Source organism: Trinickia fusca (genome assembly GCF_003628145.1).
In the GTDB taxonomy this organism is placed as follows: Bacteria; Pseudomonadota; Gammaproteobacteria; order Burkholderiales; family Burkholderiaceae; genus Trinickia; species Trinickia fusca.
The window spans coordinates 31,366-53,606 of sequence record NZ_RBZV01000017.1 but is presented as its reverse complement, the minus strand read 5'-3'; the positions used below and the strand labels follow the sequence as shown (position 1 = coordinate 53,606).

General features: G+C 63.7%; 23 protein-coding genes and 1 tRNA gene. 14 read left to right on the top strand and 10 right to left on the bottom strand.

Annotation, left to right across the window (positions count from 1 at the left end; genetic code table 11):
- Nucleotides 1–40: 40 nt before the first annotated feature.
- The 9 genes from D7S89_RS25020 to D7S89_RS24980 all read right to left on the bottom strand — a co-directional run bounded on the left by D7S89_RS25020 (nt 41) and on the right by D7S89_RS24980 (nt 6,556).
- Complete coding sequence (locus D7S89_RS25020; RefSeq protein ID WP_121281568.1) at nt 41–625, bottom strand: LOG family protein; 585 nt, start codon at nt 623–625, stop codon at nt 41–43.
- A complete protein-coding gene (locus D7S89_RS25015) occupies nt 622–1,347 on the bottom strand; it encodes a TetR/AcrR family transcriptional regulator (protein ID WP_121281567.1) in 726 nt (241 codons plus the stop codon). The genes D7S89_RS25020 and D7S89_RS25015 overlap by 4 nt, the downstream gene beginning before the upstream one ends.
- Nucleotides 1,348–1,577: 230 nt before the next feature.
- The gene (locus tag D7S89_RS25010) at nt 1,578–2,069 is read right to left on the bottom strand and encodes a diacylglycerol kinase (protein WP_121281566.1); all 492 of its coding nucleotides are present in this window, start codon (nt 2,067–2,069) and stop codon (nt 1,578–1,580) included.
- Nucleotides 2,066–3,097 carry a glycosyltransferase family 4 protein gene (locus D7S89_RS25005; RefSeq protein WP_121281565.1) on the bottom strand — a complete coding sequence of 344 codons (1,032 nt, stop codon included), beginning with the start codon at nt 3,095–3,097 and terminating at the stop codon, nt 2,066–2,068. The genes D7S89_RS25010 and D7S89_RS25005 overlap by 4 nt, the downstream gene beginning before the upstream one ends.
- A gap of 26 nt (nt 3,098–3,123) precedes the next feature.
- Nucleotides 3,124–4,068, bottom strand: a complete 945-nt coding sequence (locus tag D7S89_RS25000) for a UDP-2,3-diacylglucosamine diphosphatase (protein WP_121281608.1) — start codon at nt 4,066–4,068, stop codon at nt 3,124–3,126.
- A 157-nt stretch (nt 4,069–4,225) separates the two neighbouring features.
- Nucleotides 4,226–4,768, bottom strand: coding sequence for an RDD family protein (locus tag D7S89_RS24995; RefSeq protein ID WP_121281564.1), 543 nt, complete (start codon nt 4,766–4,768; stop codon nt 4,226–4,228).
- A 16-nt stretch (nt 4,769–4,784) separates the two neighbouring features.
- Nucleotides 4,785–5,543 (bottom strand): DUF3106 domain-containing protein, encoded by a 759-nt coding sequence (locus D7S89_RS24990; protein ID WP_121281563.1) that lies wholly within the window; start codon nt 5,541–5,543, stop codon nt 4,785–4,787.
- A 21-nt stretch (nt 5,544–5,564) separates the two neighbouring features.
- The gene (locus D7S89_RS24985; protein WP_121281562.1) at nt 5,565–5,996 is read right to left on the bottom strand and encodes a DUF3619 family protein; all 432 of its coding nucleotides are present in this window, start codon (nt 5,994–5,996) and stop codon (nt 5,565–5,567) included.
- Entirely contained in the window at nt 5,993–6,556 is a 564-nt protein-coding gene (locus D7S89_RS24980; RefSeq protein WP_121281561.1) for an RNA polymerase sigma factor, read from the bottom strand. The genes D7S89_RS24985 and D7S89_RS24980 overlap by 4 nt, the downstream gene beginning before the upstream one ends.
- A gap of 364 nt (nt 6,557–6,920) precedes the next feature.
- Between D7S89_RS24980 and D7S89_RS24975 the strand changes: the two genes are divergently transcribed.
- From D7S89_RS24975 to D7S89_RS24950, 6 genes are all read left to right on the top strand, one after another.
- A complete protein-coding gene (locus D7S89_RS24975; protein WP_121281607.1) occupies nt 6,921–8,684 on the top strand; it encodes an acetolactate synthase 3 catalytic subunit in 1,764 nt (587 codons plus the stop codon).
- Between the two features lie 121 nt (nt 8,685–8,805).
- Nucleotides 8,806–9,297: an acetolactate synthase small subunit gene (gene ilvN / locus D7S89_RS24970; RefSeq protein WP_102611725.1), complete on the top strand. Its 492-nt coding sequence runs from the start codon at nt 8,806–8,808 to the stop codon at nt 9,295–9,297.
- 93 nt (nt 9,298–9,390) lie between these two features.
- On the top strand, nt 9,391–10,407 hold the full coding sequence (gene ilvC, locus D7S89_RS24965; protein ID WP_121281560.1) for a ketol-acid reductoisomerase: 1,017 nt from the start codon (nt 9,391–9,393) through the stop codon (nt 10,405–10,407).
- A 112-nt stretch (nt 10,408–10,519) separates the two neighbouring features.
- On the top strand, nt 10,520–11,158 hold the full coding sequence (locus D7S89_RS24960) for a phosphatidylserine decarboxylase (protein ID WP_121281559.1): 639 nt from the start codon (nt 10,520–10,522) through the stop codon (nt 11,156–11,158).
- 20 nt (nt 11,159–11,178) lie between these two features.
- On the top strand, nt 11,179–12,063 hold the full coding sequence (pssA, locus tag D7S89_RS24955; RefSeq protein WP_121281558.1) for a CDP-diacylglycerol--serine O-phosphatidyltransferase: 885 nt from the start codon (nt 11,179–11,181) through the stop codon (nt 12,061–12,063).
- A gap of 304 nt (nt 12,064–12,367) precedes the next feature.
- Nucleotides 12,368–13,909, top strand: coding sequence for a 2-isopropylmalate synthase (locus D7S89_RS24950; protein WP_121281557.1), 1,542 nt, complete (start codon nt 12,368–12,370; stop codon nt 13,907–13,909).
- A 116-nt stretch (nt 13,910–14,025) separates the two neighbouring features.
- On the opposite strand, the gene D7S89_RS24945 is transcribed toward D7S89_RS24950, so the two are convergent.
- A complete protein-coding gene (locus D7S89_RS24945) occupies nt 14,026–14,532 on the bottom strand; it encodes a hypothetical protein (protein ID WP_121281556.1) in 507 nt (168 codons plus the stop codon).
- Nucleotides 14,533–14,741: 209 nt separating this feature from the next.
- Between D7S89_RS24945 and D7S89_RS24940 the strand changes: the two genes are divergently transcribed.
- The 8 genes from D7S89_RS24940 (at nt 14,742) to D7S89_RS24905 (ending at nt 22,227) form a co-directional block, all read left to right on the top strand.
- Nucleotides 14,742–16,004, top strand: a complete 1,263-nt coding sequence (locus D7S89_RS24940) for a branched-chain amino acid ABC transporter substrate-binding protein (protein ID WP_121281555.1) — start codon at nt 14,742–14,744, stop codon at nt 16,002–16,004.
- Nucleotides 16,005–16,109: 105 nt separating this feature from the next.
- The gene (gene rpsO / locus D7S89_RS24935; RefSeq protein WP_121281554.1) at nt 16,110–16,379 is read left to right on the top strand and encodes a 30S ribosomal protein S15; all 270 of its coding nucleotides are present in this window, start codon (nt 16,110–16,112) and stop codon (nt 16,377–16,379) included.
- A gap of 423 nt (nt 16,380–16,802) precedes the next feature.
- A complete protein-coding gene (gene pnp / locus D7S89_RS24930) occupies nt 16,803–18,947 on the top strand; it encodes a polyribonucleotide nucleotidyltransferase (RefSeq protein ID WP_121281553.1) in 2,145 nt (714 codons plus the stop codon).
- A gap of 122 nt (nt 18,948–19,069) precedes the next feature.
- Nucleotides 19,070–20,095, top strand: coding sequence for an NAD(P)H-quinone oxidoreductase (locus D7S89_RS24925; protein WP_121281552.1), 1,026 nt, complete (start codon nt 19,070–19,072; stop codon nt 20,093–20,095).
- A gap of 196 nt (nt 20,096–20,291) precedes the next feature.
- On the top strand, nt 20,292–21,053 hold the full coding sequence (gene tpiA / locus D7S89_RS24920; protein ID WP_121281551.1) for a triose-phosphate isomerase: 762 nt from the start codon (nt 20,292–20,294) through the stop codon (nt 21,051–21,053).
- A 96-nt stretch (nt 21,054–21,149) separates the two neighbouring features.
- Nucleotides 21,150–21,506 (top strand): preprotein translocase subunit SecG, encoded by a 357-nt coding sequence (gene secG / locus D7S89_RS24915; protein WP_121281550.1) that lies wholly within the window; start codon nt 21,150–21,152, stop codon nt 21,504–21,506.
- Between the two features lie 115 nt (nt 21,507–21,621).
- A tRNA-Leu gene (locus D7S89_RS24910) sits at nt 21,622–21,706 on the top strand.
- Nucleotides 21,707–21,867: 161 nt separating this feature from the next.
- The gene (locus D7S89_RS24905) at nt 21,868–22,227 is read left to right on the top strand and encodes an NADH-quinone oxidoreductase subunit A (protein ID WP_121281606.1); all 360 of its coding nucleotides are present in this window, start codon (nt 21,868–21,870) and stop codon (nt 22,225–22,227) included.
- Nucleotides 22,228–22,241: the final 14 nt, after the last annotated feature.

Genomic DNA, 22,241 nt, shown 5'->3' with positions numbered 1-22,241 from the left:
CGGAGCATCACCGGATCGGAGGGGGAGGGGGCGCAGCCGCTCAGACGGCGTCGCGCTCGAGAGCCCACTTATCGCTGCCGGGCGGACGATAGCGGCGCAGCTTGTCGATCAGCCCAGGTGCGTGCGCGTCGACCTGCAGCGCATCGACGTAGTTCTGCCGCAAGAAGCCTTCGCGCACGGTGTGTTCGAGCATTGCGACGAGCGGACGATAGTAGCCTTCGACGTCGTAGAGCCCGATCGGCTTGTTGTGATAGCCGAGGTGGGACCACGTGTAGACCTCGAACAGCTCTTCGAGCGTGCCCGCGCCGCCGGGCAGCGCGACGAACGCGTCGGCGAGATCGGCCATCTTCTTCTTGCGCTCATGCATGTCGGGCACGACGTGCAGTTCCGTGAGCCCCGGATGGCCGATTTCCCTGTCGACGAGCAGCTTGGGGATCACGCCGATCGCCTGGCCACCGGCCTCGAGCACGGCATCGGCGATGATGCCCATCAGGCCTACGCGGCCGCCGCCGTAGACGAGCGAGCAGCCCTCGCGCACGAGTGCTTGACCGAACGCCCGCGCGGCCTGCGCATAGACCGGCTTGGCGCCGGGCGAAGAACCGCAGTAGACGCAGATCGATTTCATTGCTGGGCGTCCTTGGCGGCGGCGCGCGAGCCATCGCGCGGAGGCAGATAGTCCTGGAACTGACGCTTGGGCAGCTTGCCGGAGACGAGATCGTCGAACAATTGTCGCGAGCGGCCACGCAGATACGGCGCCATCATCGAGATCACGTGCACGCTGACCTGATGCAGCTCGTCGCGGATCGCTTCCTGGTCGTTGTACTTGCGCGGATGCATGACGAACTGGTACGAGAGCCAGTACGTCGCGATGACGCCCATGTTGGTCGCGATGACTTGAATCTCATCGGGCGTCGCCACCATTTCGTCGTCGGCCACGAGCAGTTCGCACATGTCGCGCGCAAAGCGCACCTTGTGGCTGATGATCTGCTTGAAGTGCGTCTCGAGCGTGCGGTTGCGCGCGAGCAGGTCGTTCAGGTCGCGGTACAGGAAGCGGTACGTCCACATGAAGTCGGCCATGTACTGCAGGTACGACCAGGTCTCGTCGATGGTCGGACGATGATCTTCGGGGAACCGCAGTCGCTTTTCGATGGCCTGCTCGAACTGCGCGAAGATGCTGTTGATGATGTCGTCCTTGTTGCGGAAATGGTAGTAGAGATTGCCTGGGCTGATCTCCATTTCCTCCGCGATCGTCGTCGTGGTCACGTTCGGTTCGCCGATCTCGTTGAATAGCTTCAACGACAGCTCGAGAATCCGTTCGCGGGTGCGGCGGGGAGTTTTGGCTTCCATATCGTCTCGTCCGGCCCTGTGCTGCCGGGCACGCGTGTCGCTCTCGCGAGCTTGCGTTGTGAGCCCGGCTCGGTTGGTATGTTTTGAGGATTGTCGGGCGATTATAAACTGGTCGTTCTGTTCCCCGGACTTTTGTATAGGGTTTTCCGGACAAGCCTTGTGTGGCGCGGGAGAGACAGATTTCGAACGATCGTTCGCTGAAGCCTTGCGGGGCGTGGCTTTGGTCGGTTTCAGCGGCCCAGCCAATGCATCGCGAGCGGGCCCACGATGAGGGCCCAAGTCAGCACGCAAAGCACGAGTGCGACGGTAACCGCGGCGCTGCCGAGGTCTTTCGCGCGCCTCGACAGCTCGTGACGCTCGAGCGAAATGCGGTCGATGGCCGCCTCGACGCTCGAATTGAGCAGTTCCACGATCAGCACGAGCAGCACCGAGCCGACGAGCAGCACGTGCGAGACGGCGTCGACAGGCACGAACGTGCCGCATGGCACGAGAATCGCGGCGAGCGTGAGCTCCTGACGAAACGCGCTTTCTTCGCGAATCGCCACGCGAAAACCGTTGATCGAGTTCTTCAGCGCGTGCCATGCGCGCGTGAGGCCGCGATTGCCTTTGTACGGATTGAAGGGCGCGGGCGCCAGCGCGAGGGGATCGTCGGGGCCGAGCGGCTCATGAGGTGCTTGAGGCTCGCTGGCGGCTTGCGGGGAAAGCGACGGATCGCGCTTCATGCGGCTGCGTTTTCCTCAGGTATGGCCGCGTTCGAACGCGGCTTCAGATGCGCGGCGAACTGCTCGGACGCCGCTCTCCAGGAAAAGCGCTCGGCCCATGCGCGAGCATGCGCACGGTCGATTTTCAGCGCATCGAGGCATGCTTCGCGCAGGTCTTCGTGCATGGCGCCGGCTCCGCCATCGGCGAGCACGTCGATCGGTCCCGTCACGGGGTAGGCCGCCACGGGCGTGCCGCAAGCGAGCGCCTCGAGCAGCACGAGGCCGAACGTGTCGGTGCGGCTCGGGAAGACGAACACGTCGGCGCAGGCATAGACCTTCGCGAGTTCCGCTTGCGAAAGCACGCCGAGGTAGTTGACCTCGGGGTAGCGCGACTTGAGCTCAGCAAGGGCGGGTCCTTCGCCGGCGACCCACTTCGAGCCGGGCAGATCGAGCTTCAGGAACGCCTCGACGTTTTTCTCGACAGCCACGCGCCCCACATAGAGAAAGATCGGCCGCGCGGTGTTGAGCACCTTCGAATCCATCGGATGAAAGATCTCGAGATCGACGCCGCGCGTCCACAGCACGACGTTCTTGAAGCCATGGTGCTCGAGGTCGGCTTTCACGACGGGCGTCGGTGCCATGACGGCCAGCGAAGCGCCGTGGAACCAGCGCAGGAAGCGGTAGGTGGCCGTTACCGGAATGCCGAAACGCGCCTGCACGTACTCGGGAAAGCGCGTGTGGTAGGCCGTCGTGAACGGCAGGCCGTGCCTGACGGCATAGGCGCGTGCGGCGAGCCCGAGCGGGCCTTCGGTGGCGATGTGCAGCGCATCAGGCGAGAACTCGCTGATTCGTGTGTGCAGACGCCGGCGTGGCAACAGCGAGAGTCGGATCTCGGGGTAGGTCGGGCACGGCACCGTGCGAAATTCGAGCGGTGTGACGAGCTCGACGCGATGGCCGAGCGCGGTGAGCTCGCGGGTGGTGTTTTTCAGCGTGCGCACGACGCCGTTGACCTGAGGTTCCCAGGCGTCGGTGACGATCATGATTTTCATGCGGGTATTTCCGGTTGTCACGGGCTTTAAGCGGCGGCCTTGGCCTTGGTTTTGCGCGAGCTGGCTTCGGGCGAGCGCATGACGGTCCAGTACACGATCTTGAGTTCGCCATCGAGCGTCTCGACGAGCGCCGACAGGCTCTCGACCCAGTCGCCGTCGTTGCAGTAGACCAGGCCGTCGACGTCGCGGATCTCGGCTTTGTGGATGTGTCCGCACACGACGCCGTCGCAGCCGCGCCGGCGTGCTTCGTCGACCATGACGTGCTCGAACGACGAGATGAAGTTCACGGCGTTCTTGACCTGATGCTTGAGATACTGCGACAGCGACCAGTAGTGGAGGCCGAAGCGGCTGCGCAGGCGGTTGAACCAGCGGTTCAGCACGAGGATTCCCGTGTAGGCCGTATCGCCGAGGTACGCGAGCCATTTGGCGTGCTGAATCACGCCGTCGAACAGGTCGCCGTGGACGATCCACAAGCGCTTGCCCGACAGCGTGGTGTGAAACGCCTCGCCGCGGACGTGGATGTCGCCGAACGCCAGGTCGCAGAATTGCCGCGCGCCTTCGTCGTGATTGCCCGGGATGTAGATGACCTGCGTGCCTTTGCGCGCCTTGCGCAGGATTTTTTGCACGACGTCGTTGTGCGCCTGCGGCCAGTACCAGCCTTTCTTGAGCTGCCAGCCGTCGATGATGTCGCCGACGAGGTACAGGTATTCGGACTCGTTATGACGCAGGAAGTCGAGCAGATATTCGGCCTGACACCCGCTCGAGCCCAGATGGATATCCGAGAGCCAGATCGTGCGATAGCGATGCGATTCGTCGCCCACGCTGTCGTCGTGATGGCTGTTCGAAGTCGGCAGCGGCGGCGTATCGAGCGGCAGGTCAGCGGCGCCGGTGGAGAGGGGTTGAAACGGCACAGCGTCGACGCTTGCGCCGAGTTGCCGCAGCAGCGAAGTCGCGGACGTCGTGCGGTCCATGGCTTCTCGCGTCGAGTTGAACATGCGTGCATTGCGCCACGCGTGCGTGACTGCCACATGACAGTCACAAGAAGTTCTTATTACTGCATTTCAGGGACGGAAGACGCGGCCAGGACAGGGGCTGCGCAAGAGCGGTGCCGCGCGGTGGCGCGGGCGTTTACGCGGGTTGGTCCGCGGCTTTGGCGTCGACGGCGACGATGCGCGTGCCGCAGAGGCGATCGTGCGGGAATTGCCGCGCGCGATCGAGCCGCGCCGCCACGACCCAGAAAGCGAACCAGGCCGCGGTGGCGCCGAGCGTGGCCGGCACGGACAGGTGCAGCAGCGGGTGCAGCGCCAGCGGCGGCAGGAACCAGAGCCAGGCCAGAGCATAACGCGCCATCGCGCGTACGAGGCCCAGCGGCTCGCCGTTCGCCGTGATCACGCGCAGGCGCCAGGTCCTCATCGGCAGGGTCTGGCCCCCATGAGTCCAGCACCAGACGAAATAGACGCCGACCACGAGCGCCACCCACACCGCGAGCGCGTTGTGGTGCGTCAGACCGTTGCGCTGCTGCGTCAGCGTGCTGAACAGGTAGCCGGCCACGAACACGATGCCGAACAGGATCACGCTCTCGTAGACGAGCGCCGCCAGACGCCGCCGCACCGACGGCACGCCACGGGAGCGGGTTGGGGTCGGTGCGTTCGAGGGCGTCGGCGAGGACATGAACGAAGAAGGGTGATTAGGCGCCGCGGAACAGCGAGGGCGCTTCGGATGGCGAAACCGGCGTCGGGATGGCAGGCGCGAAGCCGGCCGGGCTCGACGCGGGCATGGGTGCGGGCGCCACTTCCGACGCCCCGCTCGCTACGCCGGGCGCTTGCGCGGCCTGCGTGGAGCTTGCCGCGTGTTTGGGCCCGTTGACGAGCCGGTTGATGCCGCGAATCTCGCTTTTGGCGCCGGAAGGCGGCGCACTGACGACAGTCGGCCGGCGCTTGCGCTCGCTGGCCGCCAGCCGGGCCTTCTGATCGGGTGAGAGTTCCTGATAAGCCTTCCAGGCGTTCTGGCGCGCCTGCGGCGGAAGCGTCTTCGAGACCTGATAGTTCTCACGCGCGACGCGTCGCTGCTCGGGCGTCATGCCAATCCACTCGGCCATCCGATCTTGCAGTCGCTTTTGCGCTTCTGGCGACATCTTCGAGAAACGAGCCGCGATCTTGATCCATTTGCGTTTGCGCTCGTCACTGAAGCCGTCCCATTCGGCGGCGAACGGCGCGAGGGCCACATGCTGGGCCGGGGACAAATGAGACCACGACAGCGGGTTGTTGTCGGTGGCAAGAGGGGGGAACTCGACGGCGAGCGCCGCCGGCGCTGGCGCAGCGCCGTGCGCGCCGCCAGCCTGGGCTGCCGGCTGCTGCGAGAAAAAGCGTGGGTACGTGGCGGCGAACGCGACCGCAGCCGCGATGGCACACCCGAACACAACGGCCAAGCCGCGCTTGTAGCTCACCCCGATTCGCTCCCGCCTGCGTTAGCGCGCGCGCGACAGATACGCGTTGAACCCGTGGTCGAGATACGCGTTGAGCGGCAAGTCGTCGCTGAGCATGGCCGCGTCGATGTCGGCCAGTTCCTTGGCGCGTTGCACGTCTTCCCAGTAAGCGACCACGACCACACCCACCACGAGTGCGACGAGCGGCCACGCGCGGGCGAGCCGGCGCAGTGGCGAGACGCGCTCACGCGGCGCGTCGGCACGCGGTGTGCCGAACGAGCCACCGGCGTGCGCGAGCACCGGCGCGAAGGCCGGGGCGGCGACGGGTTCCGGCTTCTTGCGTGCAAGCGCGGTACGCCGTGCGGTAGCCAGCTTGTCGAGTGTCGAAGTGGGCAGGCTGGCCGTGTTTTCGTCGAGCGCGCGGCAGATTCTCTGCGCGAACTCGCGTTCTTTTGTATCGGGAGCGGAGCTCATAGCGTAATTCCTTTGGCCTTGAGCGCGACCGCTAGCGTATGCGTGGCCCGTGAACAGTGCGTCTTGACGCTGCCCTCGGAACAGCCCATTGCGGCGGCAGTCTCGGCGACATCCATATCTTCCCAATAACGCATGAGAAACGCCTCCCGTTGACGCGCCGGCAATTTTTGGATTTCCGCGTCGATCAATGCAAGTACCTGATCGCGTTCGAGCTTTTGTTCGCTGCTCTCGGAACCCCAGGCGTTGTCATCGGCTTCGATCGTTTCGAGCGGGTCGAAGTCCTCGTCGTCGGCGTTGCCCAGTGACGAAAACAGGCTGACCCACGTATTGCGTACTTTCTGACGACGGAAAAAGTCGTGCGTCACATTTTGCAGGATACGCTGAAACAGGAGCGGAAGCTCGGCAGCGGGGCGGTCGCCGTATTTTTCGGCGAGCTTGATCATCGCGTCCTGCACGATGTCGAGGGCGGCATCGTCGTCGCGCACAGCGTAGACGGTCTGCTTGAACGCGCGCCTTTCGACGCCCGCCAGAAAATCGGCGAGTTCCTTGTCTGATGCCATCCCTGAGATCGGCGCGAAGCTTGCGCGCGCCGTAATCGATTGAAAAAAAGTCGTAAAACTCGCGGATGCTAGCAAACTTTCGGGGCGCTGGGGATGGGCGCGGCCGCCAAACGCCAGCCGCGCGTTGTTTTAAGTGCTCACTGCATTGCGCGCAAGGCCACGCCGGTGCTTGCTTCGGGAAGTTTTGCTTGACCTTGCCTCCGTCAGCAGATAACGTTTCCGATTCGCGACACAAAGTGATTGTCTCTTTTGGGGTGGGCCCAAGAAGCCTGCCTGTCAAACTGGACGCGCCGCTTGAACCCGAGCCACAAGCCCGGCAGAGAGCACCCGATCAATTTTTTGCCGAAAATTTGAAAGGTAAATGATGAATATGCCCAGCGCGGAATTCTCCACGTCGGATATCACTCCTGCCCACGAAGCCGATTCGATTGGCGCCACGGTGCTCATGCGCGCGCTGGCGGACGAAGGCGTCGAGGTGCTGTGGGGCTATCCCGGCGGCGCAGTGCTCTATATCTACGACGAACTCTATAAGCAGGACAAAGTCCAGCACGTGCTCGTGCGCCACGAACAGGCAGCCGTGCACGCGGCCGACGCTTATGCGCGCTCGACCGGCAAGGTTGGCGTGTGTCTCGTGACTTCCGGCCCCGGCGTCACCAATGCCGTCACCGGCATCGCCACGGCCTACATGGATTCGATCCCGCTCGTCATCATCAGCGGGCAGGTGCCGACGGCCGCCATCGGCCAGGACGCATTCCAGGAATGCGACACGGTCGGCATCACGCGGCCCTGCGTAAAGCACAACTTCCTCGTGAAGGACGTGCGCGACCTCGCGGCCACCGTCAAGAAAGCGTTCTATATTGCGCGCACCGGTCGTCCGGGCCCTGTCCTCATCGACATTCCGAAGGACATCTCGAAGACGCCGTGCCAGTACGAGCCGGTCAAGAGCGTCTCGCTGCGCTCATACAACCCGGTTACGAAGGGCCATTCGGGCCAGATCCGCAAGGCAGTCGCGCTGCTGCTTGCGGCCAAGCGTCCGTATATCTACACGGGCGGCGGCATCATCCTCGCCGACGCGGCGCGCGAGCTCAATCAATTCGCCGACCTGCTCGGCTACCCCGTCACGAACACGCTGATGGGGCTGGGCGGCTACCGCGCGAGCGACAAGAAGTTCCTCGGCATGCTGGGCATGCACGGCACGTACGAGGCGAACATGGCGATGCAGCACTGCGACGTGCTGATCGCCATCGGCGCGCGCTTCGACGACCGCGTGATCGGCGATCCGGAGCACTTCGCATCGCGGGCGCGCAAGATCATCCACATCGACATCGATCCGTCCTCGATCAGCAAGCGCGTGAAGGTCGACATTCCGATCGTCGGCGACGTCAAGGAAGTGCTGAAAGACTTGATCGAGCAGCTGCAGACGGCCGAGCACGGTCCCGACACGGCTGCGCTCGCGCAGTGGTGGAAAGAGATCGAGGCGTGGCGCGCGAAGGACTGCCTCAAGTTCGACCGTACGAGCGAGATCATCAAGCCGCAATACGTCGTCGAAAAGCTGTGGGAGCTGACCGACGGCGAAGCGTACGTGTGTTCCGACGTGGGCCAGCATCAGATGTGGGCCGCGCAGTTCTACCGCTTCAACAAGCCGCGCCGCTGGATCAATTCGGGCGGCCTCGGCACGATGGGCTTCGGCCTGCCGGCCGCGATGGGCGTGAAGATGGCGCATCCCGATTCCGACGTCGTCTGTATCACGGGCGAAGGCTCGATCCAGATGTGCATTCAGGAGCTGTCGACCTGCAAGCAGTACGACACGCCGATCAAGATCATCTCGCTGAACAACCGCTATCTGGGCATGGTGCGCCAGTGGCAGCAGGTCGAATACAGCAAGCGCTATTCGCACTCGTACATGGATGCGCTGCCCGACTTCGTGAAGCTCGCCGAGGCGTACGGCCACGTGGGCATTCGCGTGGAAAAGACCGCGGATGTCGAGCCGGCGCTCAAGGAGGCGTTGCGCCTGAAGGATCGCACCGTATTTCTCGATTTCCAGACCGACCCGACCGAAAACGTCTGGCCGATGGTTCAGGCCGGCAAGGGCATCACAGAGATGCTGCTCGGCTCGGAAGACCTCTAACGACGACGCGGCGCCCGGCATGACAAGCGATCGCGCGCACACGCTTTCACGAAGGGCGGGCGTGACGCGAGGCGCTGGGGGGCACCGCACGCATCGACATCTGGATAAACGGGAAAGCACTATGCGACACATCATCTCCGTCCTGCTGGAAAACGAACCGGGCGCGCTGTCGCGCGTGGTCGGCCTGTTCTCCGCACGCGGCTACAACATCGAAACCTTGACGGTGGCACCGACCGAAGACCATTCGCTGTCGCGCCTGACCATCGTTTCCATTGGCTCGGACGACGTGATCGAACAGATCACGAAGCACTTGAACCGCCTGATCGAGGTGGTGAAGGTGGTCGACTTGACAGAAGGCGCCCACATCGAGCGCGAGCTGATGCTGATCAAGGTAAGGGCGGTCGGCAAGGAGCGCGAAGAAATGAAGCGGATGGCGGACATTTTCCGCGGCCGCATCATCGACGTGACCGAAAAGACCTATACGATCGAGCTGACGGGGGCGAGCGACAAGCTCGACGCCTTCATCGAAGCGCTCGATGCCGCCGTGATTCTCGAGACGGTCCGCACGGGCAGCTCGGGCATCGGGCGTGGCGAGCGCATCCTGAAGGTGTAACGCCGCTTGCGATCGGCGCGCCAGGCGGATGGCGCGCGCTTTTTAAGCATTTCACCGATTTAAGAATCTCACCGATTACGCGAAGGAACAGACATGAAAGTTTTCTACGATAAAGACGCCGACCTCTCCCTCATCAAAGGCAAGGACGTCACGATCATCGGCTACGGCTCGCAAGGCCATGCTCACGCGCTGAACCTGAAGGACAGCGGCGTGCGCGTGACCGTCGGCCTGCGCCGCGGCGGCGCATCGTGGAAGAAGGCCGAGCAGGCCGGCCTCGCCGTCAAGGAAGTGGCCGAAGCCGTGAAGGGTGCCGACGTCGTGATGATGCTGCTGCCGGATGAGCAGATCGCCGAGGTCTACAAGAACGACGTGCATGCCAACATCAAGGAAGGCGCCGCGCTCGCGTTCGCACACGGCTTCAACGTGCACTATGGGCAGGTCATCCCGCGTGCCGACCTCGACGTGATCATGATCGCGCCGAAGGCGCCGGGCCACACCGTGCGCGGCACCTACTCGCAGGGCGGCGGCGTGCCGCACCTGATCGCCGTGGCGCAGGACAAATCGGGCGCCGCGCGCGACATCGCGCTCTCGTATGCCGCAGCCAACGGCGGCGGCCGTGCCGGCATCATCGAGACGAACTTCCGCGAAGAGACGGAAACCGACCTGTTCGGCGAGCAAGCCGTGCTGTGCGGCGGCACGGTCGAGCTCATCAAGGCCGGTTTCGAGACGCTGGTCGAGGCGGGCTATGCCCCCGAGATGGCTTACTTCGAGTGCCTGCACGAGCTCAAGCTGATCGTCGACCTGATCTATGAAGGCGGCATCGCCAACATGAACTACTCGATCTCGAACAACGCCGAGTACGGCGAGTACGTGACGGGCCCGCGCGTCGTCACGGACGAGACGAAGAAGGTCATGAAGGCCGTGCTGAAGGACATCCAGACCGGCGAATACGCGAAGAGCTTCATCCTCGAAAACCGCGCCGGCGCGCCGACGCTGCAATCGCGTCGCCGCCTGACGGCCGAGCACCAGATCGAGCAAGTCGGCGAGAAGCTGCGTGCGATGATGCCGTGGATTGCGAAGAACAAGCTCGTCGACCAGTCGAAGAACTAAGCGGTATGATCGACCGCCGGCTTGATGCCGGCGTGCACAAAAGCCGTCCCGCGCGTCGTGCGCCGGACGGCTTTTGCTATCCTACGGTTTTACAAAAAGACTGAAACGATCCATGAATTACCCTCATCCGATCATCGCGCGCGAAGGCTGGCCGTTCATTGCAATCGCCGCCGTCGTCGCGCTGTTGATCCACGCGGTCGCCGGGCTCGCTCTGGCATGGCCGTTCTGGCTGTTGCTGATCTTCGTCGTGCAATTCTTCCGCGATCCGCCGCGTGCGATTCCGACGCAGGCCAATGCGGTGCTGTGTCCGGCCGACGGGCGCATCGTCGCCGTCGAAACGACGCGTGACCCGTATGCCGATCGCGAGGCGCTCAAGATCAGCGTGTTCATGAACGTGTTCAACGTGCACTCGCAGCGCTCGCCCGTCGACGGCGCCATCACGAAGGTCGAATACTTTCCGGGTGCCTACCTGAACGCCGCGATCGACAAGGCGTCGCTCGAGAACGAACGCAACGCGCTCGTGATCCAGATGGCCGACGGCAAGACGGTCACGTCCGTGCAGATCGCCGGCCTCATCGCGCGACGCATCCTGTGCTACGTGCGCACCGGCGAGCCGCTCACGCGTGGTCAGCGCTACGGCTTCATCCGTTTCGGCTCGCGCGTGGATGTTTATCTGCCGCTCGGCAGCCGTGCGAAGGTTTCGATTGGCGAAAAGGTGTACGCGTCGTCGACGATCCTCGCCGAGCTGTGAGGCGGGGCGAGGAGGGTCAGATGGCCGCTTTCAAACCTCGCCGTCCGCGCAGCGGCAACACGCCGCTGCCGCGGCCGTTCCGGCGCAATCCGTTCCACCGCAACAAGACGCTCGCCGGCGATTCGGCGCCGGCCGAGAGCCGCCGTGCCGCACGCCAGCAGTTCCTGCGCACGCGCGGCATCTATCTGCTGCCGAATGCGTTCACGACAGCCGCGCTGTTTTGCGGCTTCTTCGCGGTCGTGCAGGCGATGAACGTGCGCTTCGAGATCGCGGCGATCGCGATCTTCGTGGCGATGGTGCTCGACGGCATGGACGGCCGCGTCGCCCGCATGACGCATACGCAGAGCGCGTTCGGCGAGCAATTCGACAGCCTCTCCGATATGGTGTCGTTCGGCGTGGCGCCGGCGCTCGTCATGTACGAATGGGTGCTCAAGGACCTCGGCCGCTGGGGCTGGCTCGCGGCGTTCATCTACTGTTCGGGCGCGGCGCTACGGCTGGCGCGCTTCAACACCAACATCGGCGTCGTCGACAAGCGCTTCTTCCAGGGCTTGCCGAGTCCGGCCGCGGCGGCGCTGATCGCGGGCTTCGTGTGGCTCGCGACCGACAACCGCGTGCCGCTCAAGCTCTCCTGGCTGCCGTGGGTCGCGTTCGTGCTGACCGTCTATGCCGGTATGACGATGGTCTCGAATGCGCCGTTCTACAGCGGCAAGGCACTCGATGTGCGGCATCGCGTGCCGTTCGCGGCGATCCTGCTGGTCGTCGTCGCGTTCGTGCTCGTGTCGTCCGATCCGCCGCTGATGCTGTTCGGCCTGTTCGTGCTCTACGGCCTGTCGGGGTATGTGTTCTGGGCCTACATGGCCGTGCGCGGCCGTGACAATCCGGCCCGCTCGGTGCCGCACGACTGAGCGGCACACCGCGCCGCCGCGTGCTGTCCGGCGGCGCTTTTCCCGGTTCGGGCCCTTATCCGGCGGGGCTCGTTGCACGTTTTTTTGAATGCCGCTATAGTCATCGGCATGTCGATCCACGCATTTCCCCTCCTATCCCTTCTCGCCGGTGCGTCGCTACGCGCACTAGCGCTAGCGCGCGCGTCGCGCTGATCGTTTTCGCCCCCCGTCTGCCTTCGTTCGTCGTTCAGCGTCGCCAGCGGTGGCGCGGACACCCCAATTCCGTATTTACGATCCGATTGAAATCGTCCCCTGGAGACAAGAGATGGCAGACAAGCTGATTATTTTCGACACGACGTTGCGCGACGGCGAGCAGTCGCCCGGTGCGTCGATGACGAAAGAAGAAAAAATCCGCATTGCGAAGCAATTGGAGCGGATGAAGGTGGACGTGATCGAGGCCGGCTTCGCGGCCAGCTCGAACGGCGATTTCGATGCGATCAACACGATCGCGTCGATGATCAAGGACAGCACGATCTGCTCGCTCGCGCGCGCGAACGACAAGGACATCCAACGGGCCGCCGATGCGCTGCGTCCGGCCGAGCGCTTCCGTATCCACACGTTCATCGCGACGTCGCCGCTGCACATGGAGAAGAAGCTGCGCATGACGCCCGAGCAGGTTTACGAGCAGGCTCGTCTGGCGGTGCGTTTCGCGCGCAACTTCACCGATGACATCGAGTTCTCGCCCGAAGACGGCAGCCGCTCGGACATCGATTTCCTGTGCCGCGTGCTGGAAGGCGTCATTGCCGAAGGCGCGACGACGATCAACATCGCCGACACGGTCGGCTACGGTGTGCCCGACCTTTACGGTAATCTCGTGAAGACACTGCGTGAGCGCATCCCGAACTCGGACAAGGCGATCTTTTCGGTGCACTGCCACAACGACCTCGGCATGGCTGTGGCGAACTCGCTGGCGGGCGTGAAGATCGGCGGGGCGCGTCAGGTCGAGTGCACGATCAACGGGCTCGGCGAGCGGGCGGGCAATACGGCGCTCGAGGAAATCGTGATGGCGATCAGGACGCGCAAGGACTACTTCGGCCTCGACGTCGGCATCGATACGACGCAGATCGTGCCGGCCTCGAAGCTCGTCTCGCAGATCACGGGCTTCGTCGTGCAGCCCAACAAGGCCGTGGTCGGCGCGAATGCGTTCGCACACGCGTCCGGCATTCACCAGGACGGCGTGCTCAAGGCGCGCGACACTTATGAAATCATGCGCGCCGAGGATGTGGGCTGGAGCGCGAACAAGATCGTGCTCGGCAAGCTGTCGGGCCGCAACGCGTTCAAGCAGCGCTTGCAAGAGCTCGGCATCGCGCTCGACAGCGAGAGCGAACTGAACAATGCGTTCGCGCGCTTCAAGGAGCTCGCCGATCGCAAGGCCGAGATCTTCGACGAGGACATCATCGCCATCGTCACCGAAGAGTCGGCGCAGGCCCAGGAACAGGAGCAGTTCAAGTTCGTGTCGCTGTCGCAGCACTCGGAAACGGGCGAGCGCCCTGAGGCGCGCGTCGTGTTCTCGGTCGACGGCAAGGAAATCACGGGCGAGGCTCGCGGCAACGGCCCGGTCGATGCGACGCTGAACGCGATCGAGAGCGAGGTCGGCAGCGGCTCGGAGCTGCTGCTGTACTCGGTCAACGCGATCACGACGGGCACGCAGGCGCAGGGCGAGGTGACGGTGCGGCTGTCCAAGGGCGGCCGCATCGTGAACGGCGTCGGCACCGATCCCGACATCGTGGCGGCATCGGCCAAGGCGTACATCGCCGCGCTGAACAAGCTCTATGCGGGCGACAAGGTGAACCCGCAGCGTTCGTGATTGCCCGCGCATTGCGCGGCATCACGATGAAAAAAAGCCCGCTGCGAAGTGGGCAAAAAAAGCCCGCTTTCGCAGCGGGCTTTTTTCTACGCGCATGCTCGGTGCGGCGGCAAAGCTCAGAACATACGATCGCCGCGGTCCGGTTCGTGCAGCGGGTCGGGCGTCTTCTGCGTCAGGCGCAGGATGCCGTTGTCATCGAAATAAAAGTTGTAGAGCAGATACCAGACGTTGTCTTCCTGATAGCGGTAGGTCCACACTTCGCGCTTCATGAGCGGAAAGTACGATGTCTCCTCGGGGCGCCCGAAATTGACGAGTACGTCACGCTTGGTCCACTGGCCGATCTGCGCGCGGTAGAACTCATTCGCCTGTAATACTTGGCGCACGTTCACGACCTTGCCCGCCGCATCGATGTCGGCTGCCGTCGTGACTTCGCCCATCGGCTGAGTCGGCCACATCAGTCGCTTGCCGCCGTTCGGCAGATCGTAGATCTCGCGCGGCGGGCCGAGCCGCTGGACCAGGGCCGACTGGTCCTCACCCGGCTGAAACCGTTGCCACGGCTGCGCGCAGCCCGCGAGCGAAAAGGCTGCCGCGCAGACGAGCATCGCTGTAAGACGCTTGGACATGAATTCCTCCGATTACCGCATGAACCCGTTCGAGCGGCGTTTTATCACGCTGTCCAAGGTTTTGACAGTAGGCGCTGCAAAAAGATTTGGGTCGGGCGGTGGCGGCCATCGTGTCAGTGCAACCGCATCGGCGCTGGCGGCGCCTGCTTGCGGACGGGCGGGGCAACGGCCTATGATCCGCGCTTTCGAATCGATACGAGGATCGTGCGATGAAGGGCGCATGGAAAAAGGCGGTGACGGCGGCGGCCGTGCTGGCGTCGGTGTTGGCGCTGCCCGCCAGTGCGGCGGAGCCGATCCGGCTGGCGCTGATCGAGGGGATGTCGGGGCCGTTCGCCGACGCGGGCGCCGCGGTCGAACGCAATTTGCGCTTCGGCGTCGAGCGCGTGAACGCGCGCGGCGGCGTCAAGCTGCCCGACGGCGCACACCCGCTCGAACTCGTGGTGCTCGACAGCCAGGGCAGTGTCGAGCAGGCGCTGCTTCAGCAACGCGCGGCGGCCGACCGGCATATTCCGTTCATCTTGCAGGGCAACGGTTCGTCCGTGGCGGCGGCGCTGGTGGCGGCGATCGATAAGCAAAATACCCGTGAGCCCGACAATCGCGAGCTGTTCCTCAACTATTCGGCCGACGATCCCGCGTTGACCGGCGCCGCGTGCAGCTTCTGGCACTTTCGCTTCGACGCGCATGCGGGCATGCGCATGGATGCGCTGGCCGACGTGATCGCCGACGAGCACACGGTGAAGAAGGTCTATCTGCTCAATCAGGACTATAGCTTCGGCCACGACGTGAGCACGCTGGCGCGCGCGGCGTTGGCGGCGAAGCGGCCCGACATCGCCATCGTCGGCGACGAATTCCATTCGATCGGTCGCGTGAAGGACTTTGCGCCCTATATCGCCAAGATGCGCGCGAGCGGCGCGGACGCCGTCGTGACGGGCAATTGGGGCAACGACCTGACCCTGCTCGTGAAAGCGGCGCGCGAGCAGGGCTTCAACGGCAAGTTCTACACGTTCTACGGCAACAGTCTCGATGCCCCGGCTGCGCTCGGCGATGCCGGCGTCAAGCGTGTGCTGGCCGTGGCCGACTGGCATCCGAACGTGGGGGGGCAGGCGTCCGATCAGTACTATGCGGCGTTCCGCGCCCGCTATCCGGCCGCGCATGACGATTACCCCGTGCTGCGCATGGAGCTGATGGTCGAGATGCTGGCCGAGGCCGTCACGCGGGCGCGCTCGGTCGATGCGATGGCCGTCGCGAAGGCGTTCGAGGGCATGACGTTCGGCCCCGATTTTCACCGTGTCACGATGCGCGCGGCCGACCACCAACTGATCCAACCCCTTTACGTGATCGAGATGGATCGCGCGGGTGTGCCGGGTGTGCGTTTCGACAACGAGGGCTCCGGTTACGGCTTTCGCACGGTGCGGGCGCTAACGGCCCAGCAGACGGAGCCGGCCAACGTGTGCCGCATGAAGCGGCCTTGAGGGGGGCTGGGTAGTCATGTCCGACTGTGTTAGAATCCCGGCTTCGTCGTAACTCACGGCACGGCCTTTCTTCCGTGTCCGCCCGTTTGTTTTAAAGGAAACCAAATGTCTGTTGCAGATATCAAGAAGTCCGACATCGTCGCGCAATTCGCGCGTGCCACGAACGACACCGGCTCGCCCGAAGTGCAAGTCGCACTGCTGACCACGCGCATCAACGAACTGACGTCCCACTTCAAGTCGCACTCGAAGGACCACCACAGCCGCCGCGGTCTGCTGCGCATGGTGAGCCGTCGTCGTAAGCTGCTCGACTACCTGAAGGGCAAGGATGCTGACCGTTACCGTTCGCTGATCGAAAAGCTGGGTCTGCGCAAGTAATCGGCGGTCGTCGCTTCATGCAAGGTGCCTGTGTCAGTCCTCTGATGCAGGCATTTTGTTTTTTGTCGACCGCAGTTTGCGCTTTAGCGCTTACTGCGGTCCCATGCAGAGCTGTCGACCACAGTAACCGCTGAAGCGGTTATTGCGGTCCCAAGCAAAGCTGAAAGGCACGCACGATACGTGCGTTTGCCGTAGAGCCCCACAGCACGCATGAGCGTGCGCCGGGCTCTCGAACCGGCCAGTTCGGCGGGCAGAGCTTTGTGTCATTCCATCGCGATGCTTGCGTACGGTACGCAAGCGTGGCGCTGGAATGGCATAACACACCTCTTCCCGCGAGTGCTCTGGCCGCTCGCGCCGCCTGCTGCCCTTCGGGTGCGGCAGCGGACCGATACAACGATGAGCAAAATGTGAGAAGGAGTGACTATGACCATGTTCAATAAGATCGTTAAGGAATTCAAGTGGGGCCAACATAACGTTCGCCTCGAGACGGGCGAAATCGCGCGTCAAGCTTCGGGCGCCGTGCTCGTCGACATCGACGATACGGTCGTGCTCGCAACGGTCGTCGCAGCCAAGACGGCCAAGCCGGGTCAGGATTTCTTCCCGCTGACCGTCGACTACATCGAAAAGACCTATTCCGCCGGCAAGATTCCGGGCGGCTTCTTCCGTCGCGAAGGCCGTCCGTCGGAGGGTGAGACGCTGACGTCGCGCCTGATCGACCGTCCGCTGCGCCCGCTGTTTCCGGAAGGCTTCTACAACGAAGTGCAGGTTGTCGTGCACGTGCTGTCGATCAACCCGGAAGTGCCGGCCGACATCGCCGCGCTGATCGGCTCGTCGGCTGCGCTGGCGATCTCGGGCGTGCCGTTCAACGGCCCCGTCGGCGCTGCGCGCGTGGCCTACATCAACAACGAGTACGTGCTGAACCCGACGCGCTCGCAAATGAAGGAATCGCGCCTCGAGCTCATCGTCGCCGGTACCGAGCGTGCCGTACTGATGGTCGAGTCGGAAGCGGATCAGCTGCCTGAAGACGTGATGCTCGGCGCGGTCGTGTTCGGCCACGAGCAGATGCAAACGGCTATCGACGCGATCCACGAGCTCGTGCGCGAAGGTGGCAAGGAAGAGTGGGACTGGCAGCCGGCGCAGAAGGACGAAGCCCTGTACGCGCGCGTGACCGAGCTCGCCCAGGGCGAGCTGCTCGCGGCTTACCAGATGCGCAACAAGCAAGCGCGTTCGACGAAGCTCAAGGAAGTCTACGCCGCGACCGGCGCGAAGCTCGACGAAGCAGCGCTCGCCGCAGGTGCAGCCGCCGTCGACAAGGCGACCATCGGCAACATCCTGTTCGAACTCGAAGCGAAGATCGTTCGCGGCCAGATCCTGAATGGCGAGCCGCGTATCGACGGCCGCGACACGCGCACGGTGCGTCCGATCGAAATCCGCACGGGCGTGCTGCCGCGCACGCACGGTTCGGCGCTGTTCACGCGTGGCGAAACGCAGGCGCTCGTCGTGGCGACGCTCGGCACGAAGGGCGACGAGCAGATCATCGACGCGCTCGAAGGCGAGTACCGCGAGCGCTTCATGCTCCACTACAACATGCCGCCGTTCGCGACGGGCGAAACGGGCCGTGTGGGTACGCCCAAGCGTCGTGAAATCGGTCACGGCCGTCTCGCGAAGCGCGCGCTGGTTGCGTGCCTGCCGAGCGCCGAAGAATTCGGCTACTCGATTCGCGTGGTGTCGGAAATCACCGAGTCGAACGGTTCGTCGTCGATGGCATCGGTGTGCGGCGGCTGCCTCGCGCTGATGGACGCCGGCGTGCCGATGAAGGCGCACGTGGCCGGTATCGCGATGGGCCTGATCCTCGAAGGCAACAAGTTCGCAGTGCTGACCGATATTCTCGGCGACGAAGATCACCTCGGCGACATGGACTTCAAGGTGGCGGGTACCGCTGACGGCGTGACCGCGCTGCAGATGGACATCAAGATCCAGGGCATCACGAAGGAAATCATGCAGGTCGCGCTCGCACAGGCGCGCGAAGGCCGCATGCACATCCTCGGCAAGATGACGGAAGCGGTGGCCGGTGCGAATACCGAGCTGTCCGAGTTCGCGCCGCGCATGATCACGATCAAGATCAATCCGGAAAAGATCCGCGACGTGATCGGCAAGGGTGGTTCGGTGATCCGCGCGCTGACCGAGGAAACGGGCACGACGATCGACATCTCCGACGACGGCGTCGTCACGATCGCCAGCACGAACAGCGAAGGCATGGCGGAAGCCAAGCGCCGCATCGAGAACATCACGGCCGAAATCGAAGTCGGCCAGGTCTACGAAGGCACGGTGCTCAAGCTGCTCGAGTTCGGCGCGATCGTGAACCTGCTGCCGGGCAAGGATGGTCTGCTGCACATCTCCGAGATCGCCAACGAGCGCATCAAGGACATCAAGGACTACCTGACCGAAGGCCAGCAAGTGAAGGTCAAGGTCATCCAGACGGACGAAAAGGGTCGCGTGCGCCTGTCGGCGAAGGCGCTGCTCAACGAGTCGGGTGCCGCTCAGCCCGAATCGACGCCGCAGCAGTAACGCGGTAGCCCATGAAACGGCCGGTTCGCTTGCTACAAGCGAACCGGCCGTTTTTTTATCAGAATAGGGTGTTGTCGTGCTCTGCGACATCGGCGTTCGACCCATGATGAGGGGTGATGTAGATGAAAGCAGTCGAGATTACCGAGTTCGGCGGGCCTGAAGTGCTCGCGCTGACGGACCGCCCGATACCGGAGCCGAAGGCCGGCGAGGTGCTGATCAAGGTTGCGGCCTCGGGCGTGAACCGTCCCGATGTCCTCCAGCGCAAAGGCTCCTACGCCCCGCGGCTGGGCGTGTCGGACCTGCCCGGGCTGGAGTTGGCCGGCGAGATCGTCAAAGGCGAGCTCGCGGGCAAGCACAACCCGTTTGGCTTGAAGCTGGGAGATCGTGTCTGCGCGCTGACGGCGGGCGGCGGCTATGCGCAATATGCGAGCGTGCCGCTCGCGCAATGTCTGCCTGTGCCGGCTGGCTTGACCGACATCGAGGCGGCGTCGTTGCCTGAAACGTTCTTCACGGTGTGGAGCAACATCTTCGACCGGGCGCAGCTGGGCGAGGGCGAGGGGGGCGAGCACGAGACGCTGCTCGTGCAGGGTGGCTCCAGCGGTATCGGTGTGGCCGCGATTCAGATCGCGCATGCATTCGGCTTTCGCGTCTTCGCGACGGCGGGCTCGGTGGAGAAATGCCGTGCGTGCGAGCAACTGGGTGCCGAACGTGCCATCAATTACCGCTCAGAGGATTTCGTCGAGGTCGTCAAGTCGTTGACGAACGATCGCGGCGTGGACGTGATCCTCGACATGGTCGGAGGCGGCTATGTGCCGCGCGAGCTGTCGGCGCTCGCCGACGGCGGACGGCTCGTGTTGATTGCGCTGCTTGGTGGGGCGAAGGCGGATCTCAATCTCGGCGAGATCTTGCGGCGGCGGCTCACGGTGACGGGCTCGACGCTGCGCCCGCGCTCGGTCGACTTCAAGGCGAAGATCGCGGCCCAATTGAAAGCGAAGGTCTGGCCGCATATCGAAGCGGGGCGCATCAAGCCCGTCGTTTATCGCGTATTTCCGGCGGCGCAGGCCAAAGACGCGCACGCGCTGATGGAAAGCAGCGAGCATATCGGCAAGATCGTCCTCGATTGGACCGATGAAGCGGGGCTCGGCTGATGCGGCTCGATTGGGCCGATTCGGTTTGACCGGTCCCGTCCGCGCACAGTAAAATTGCGCGTTTTGCGTGCGCCGCAGGCATCGGCATGTCGGATGAGGCGATAGCGCGCGCAGGCTTTTCTCAATGCGGTCCACAAAAGATTTCCCGACCCTGTTGCCTGTACGGGACGGAGAACGGGAAGCGTCAGGGCGACACATGTCGAAACAACGAGCGAAGTGGGTAGTCGGTAACTGGAAGATGCACGGTCGCCTGGCCGATAACGCGGCCTTGTTGCAGGCGGTGGTGCAGGGCGCGGGTGCGTTCGGCGAAGCCGTGCGCGTCGGCGTCTGCGTGCCGGCCCCGTATCTCGCGCAAGTGCAGACGTTGCTCGCTGGCACGTCGCTCGTGTGGGGTGTGCAAGACCTCTCCGCGTACACGCATGGCGCGTACACGGGGGAAGTGGCGGGCGAAATGGCCGTCGAATTCGGCGCGACGCTCGCGATCGTCGGTCACTCGGAGCGGCGGGCCTATCATGCCGAAAGCGACGAGCGCGTGGCCGCGAAAACGGTCCGTGCGCTGGAAGCGGGCCTGACGCCGATCGTCTGCATCGGCGAAACGCTCGAGCAGCGCGAAGGCGGTGCGACCGAGGCGGTCGTCGGTGCGCAACTCGATGCCGTGCTGGCGGTGCTGTCGGTCGAGCAGGCGGCGCGTATCGTCGTGGCCTACGAGCCGGTCTGGGCGATCGGCACGGGCAAGAGCGCAACGGCCGAGCAGGCGCAGGAAGTGCACGCGTTCCTGCGTGCGCGTCTGGCGGCCAAGGATGCGTCGCTAGCGGCCGTGCCGCTGCTCTACGGCGGCAGCGTCAAGGCGGACAATGCCGAAACGTTGTTCCGTCAGGCTGATATCGACGGCGGGCTGATTGGCGGCGCGGCGTTGAAGAGCCAGGATTTTCTCGCGATCTGCGCTGCGGCGCAGTGACCGGCAACGTGCATTGAGCCGTTGCGGTCGATGCCGCGATGTATGTGTCCGGCCGCAGGCGCGGCGGATGCCTAAACCTCTACTCGGGTGAGTGTGATGCTGTTTCTGAAAACGTTGATTATCGTGGTGCAGTTGCTGTCGGCATTGGGCGTCATCGGCCTCGTGCTGCTGCAGCATGGCAAGGGCGCGGACATGGGTGCCGCATTCGGCAGCGGTGCGTCGGGGAGCCTCTTCGGTGCGACCGGTTCGGCGAACTTCCTGTCGCGCACGACGGCCATCCTCGCCGCGGTGTTCTTTGCAACGACGCTCACGCTGACGTACATCGGCTCGTACAAGTCCAAGCCGTCGGCGGGCTTGCTCGGTGCGGCGCCTGCTGTGACGGCCTCGGCGGCTTCGGTGCCGGCTGCCGTGCCTGCGCCGGTGTCGGCGCCGGGTCAGAACGTGCCGAAGTAACAAAATCTAAAAAAAATTGCATTTGTGCGTTGAACAAATCAGACGGTCAGGTTAGAATTTAAGTCTTGAAGCGATTCGCGGGTTTCAACGAGTTGTGTCCCGGATTGCAGTTAGTGCCGACGTGGTGAAATTGGTAGACACGCTATCTTGAGGGGGTAGTGGCGAAAGCTGTGCGAGTTCGAGTCTCGCCGTCGGCACCAAAGTTATCCAATGCCAGCCGCTTGCTCAGCTTCGGCTGGCATTGTCGCTTCTGGAGTTTGGCTTGCGAGATGCTTGCAATGCCAAGCAGAACGAAGTGATTTTCGTCGGGTGAGCCATCGCTCGCTTGGCGGCACTCAGAACCAACCTCAAGAGGATAGTCTTGAACCTCGCAGCCTACTTCCCCGTTCTGTTATTCCTTCTCGTGGGCGCTGGTTTAGGCATAGCGCTGGTCAGCATCGGCAAGATCCTCGGCCCCAGCAAGCCCGACAATCAAAAGAACTCGCCGTACGAGTGCGGCTTCGAAGCGTTCGAAGATGCGCGCATGAAGTTCGATGTGCGCTACTACCTCGTGGCAATCCTGTTCATCATTTTCGATATCGAGACCGCGTTCCTGTTCCCGTGGGGTGTTGCCCTGCGCGATATCGGCTGGCCCGGCTTCATGGCGATGATGATTTTCCTGCTCGAACTCCTGTTGGGCTTTGCCTATATCTGGAGGAAGGGCGGGCTCGATTGGGAGTGATGGGTTAATCGCCG

Excerpts from the sequence above, each read along its gene's own strand:
- D7S89_RS25020 (WP_121281568.1), bottom strand. The coding sequence starts at position 625 with ATGAAATCGATCTGCGTCTACTGCGGTTCTTCGCCCGGCGCCAAGCCG.
- D7S89_RS25015 (WP_121281567.1), bottom strand. The coding sequence starts at position 1,347 with ATGGAAGCCAAAACTCCCCGCCGCACCCGCGAACGGATTCTCGAGCTG.
- D7S89_RS25010 (WP_121281566.1), bottom strand. The coding sequence starts at position 2,069 with ATGAAGCGCGATCCGTCGCTTTCCCCGCAAGCCGCCAGCGAGCCTCAA.
- D7S89_RS25005 (WP_121281565.1), bottom strand. The coding sequence starts at position 3,097 with ATGAAAATCATGATCGTCACCGACGCCTGGGAACCTCAGGTCAACGGC.
- D7S89_RS25000 (WP_121281608.1), bottom strand. The coding sequence starts at position 4,068 with ATGGACCGCACGACGTCCGCGACTTCGCTGCTGCGGCAACTCGGCGCA.
- D7S89_RS24995 (WP_121281564.1), bottom strand. The coding sequence starts at position 4,768 with ATGTCCTCGCCGACGCCCTCGAACGCACCGACCCCAACCCGCTCCCGT.
- D7S89_RS24985 (WP_121281562.1), bottom strand. The coding sequence starts at position 5,996 with ATGAGCTCCGCTCCCGATACAAAAGAACGCGAGTTCGCGCAGAGAATC.
- D7S89_RS24980 (WP_121281561.1), bottom strand. The coding sequence starts at position 6,556 with ATGGCATCAGACAAGGAACTCGCCGATTTTCTGGCGGGCGTCGAAAGG.
- D7S89_RS24975 (WP_121281607.1), top strand. The coding sequence starts at position 6,921 with ATGAATATGCCCAGCGCGGAATTCTCCACGTCGGATATCACTCCTGCC.
- ilvN (WP_102611725.1), top strand. The coding sequence starts at position 8,806 with ATGCGACACATCATCTCCGTCCTGCTGGAAAACGAACCGGGCGCGCTG.
- ilvC (WP_121281560.1), top strand. The coding sequence starts at position 9,391 with ATGAAAGTTTTCTACGATAAAGACGCCGACCTCTCCCTCATCAAAGGC.
- D7S89_RS24960 (WP_121281559.1), top strand. The coding sequence starts at position 10,520 with ATGAATTACCCTCATCCGATCATCGCGCGCGAAGGCTGGCCGTTCATT.
- pssA (WP_121281558.1), top strand. The coding sequence starts at position 11,179 with ATGGCCGCTTTCAAACCTCGCCGTCCGCGCAGCGGCAACACGCCGCTG.
- D7S89_RS24950 (WP_121281557.1), top strand. The coding sequence starts at position 12,368 with ATGGCAGACAAGCTGATTATTTTCGACACGACGTTGCGCGACGGCGAG.
- D7S89_RS24945 (WP_121281556.1), bottom strand. The coding sequence starts at position 14,532 with ATGTCCAAGCGTCTTACAGCGATGCTCGTCTGCGCGGCAGCCTTTTCG.
- D7S89_RS24940 (WP_121281555.1), top strand. The coding sequence starts at position 14,742 with ATGAAGGGCGCATGGAAAAAGGCGGTGACGGCGGCGGCCGTGCTGGCG.
- rpsO (WP_121281554.1), top strand. The coding sequence starts at position 16,110 with ATGTCTGTTGCAGATATCAAGAAGTCCGACATCGTCGCGCAATTCGCG.
- pnp (WP_121281553.1), top strand. The coding sequence starts at position 16,803 with ATGACCATGTTCAATAAGATCGTTAAGGAATTCAAGTGGGGCCAACAT.
- D7S89_RS24925 (WP_121281552.1), top strand. The coding sequence starts at position 19,070 with ATGAAAGCAGTCGAGATTACCGAGTTCGGCGGGCCTGAAGTGCTCGCG.
- tpiA (WP_121281551.1), top strand. The coding sequence starts at position 20,292 with ATGTCGAAACAACGAGCGAAGTGGGTAGTCGGTAACTGGAAGATGCAC.
- secG (WP_121281550.1), top strand. The coding sequence starts at position 21,150 with ATGCTGTTTCTGAAAACGTTGATTATCGTGGTGCAGTTGCTGTCGGCA.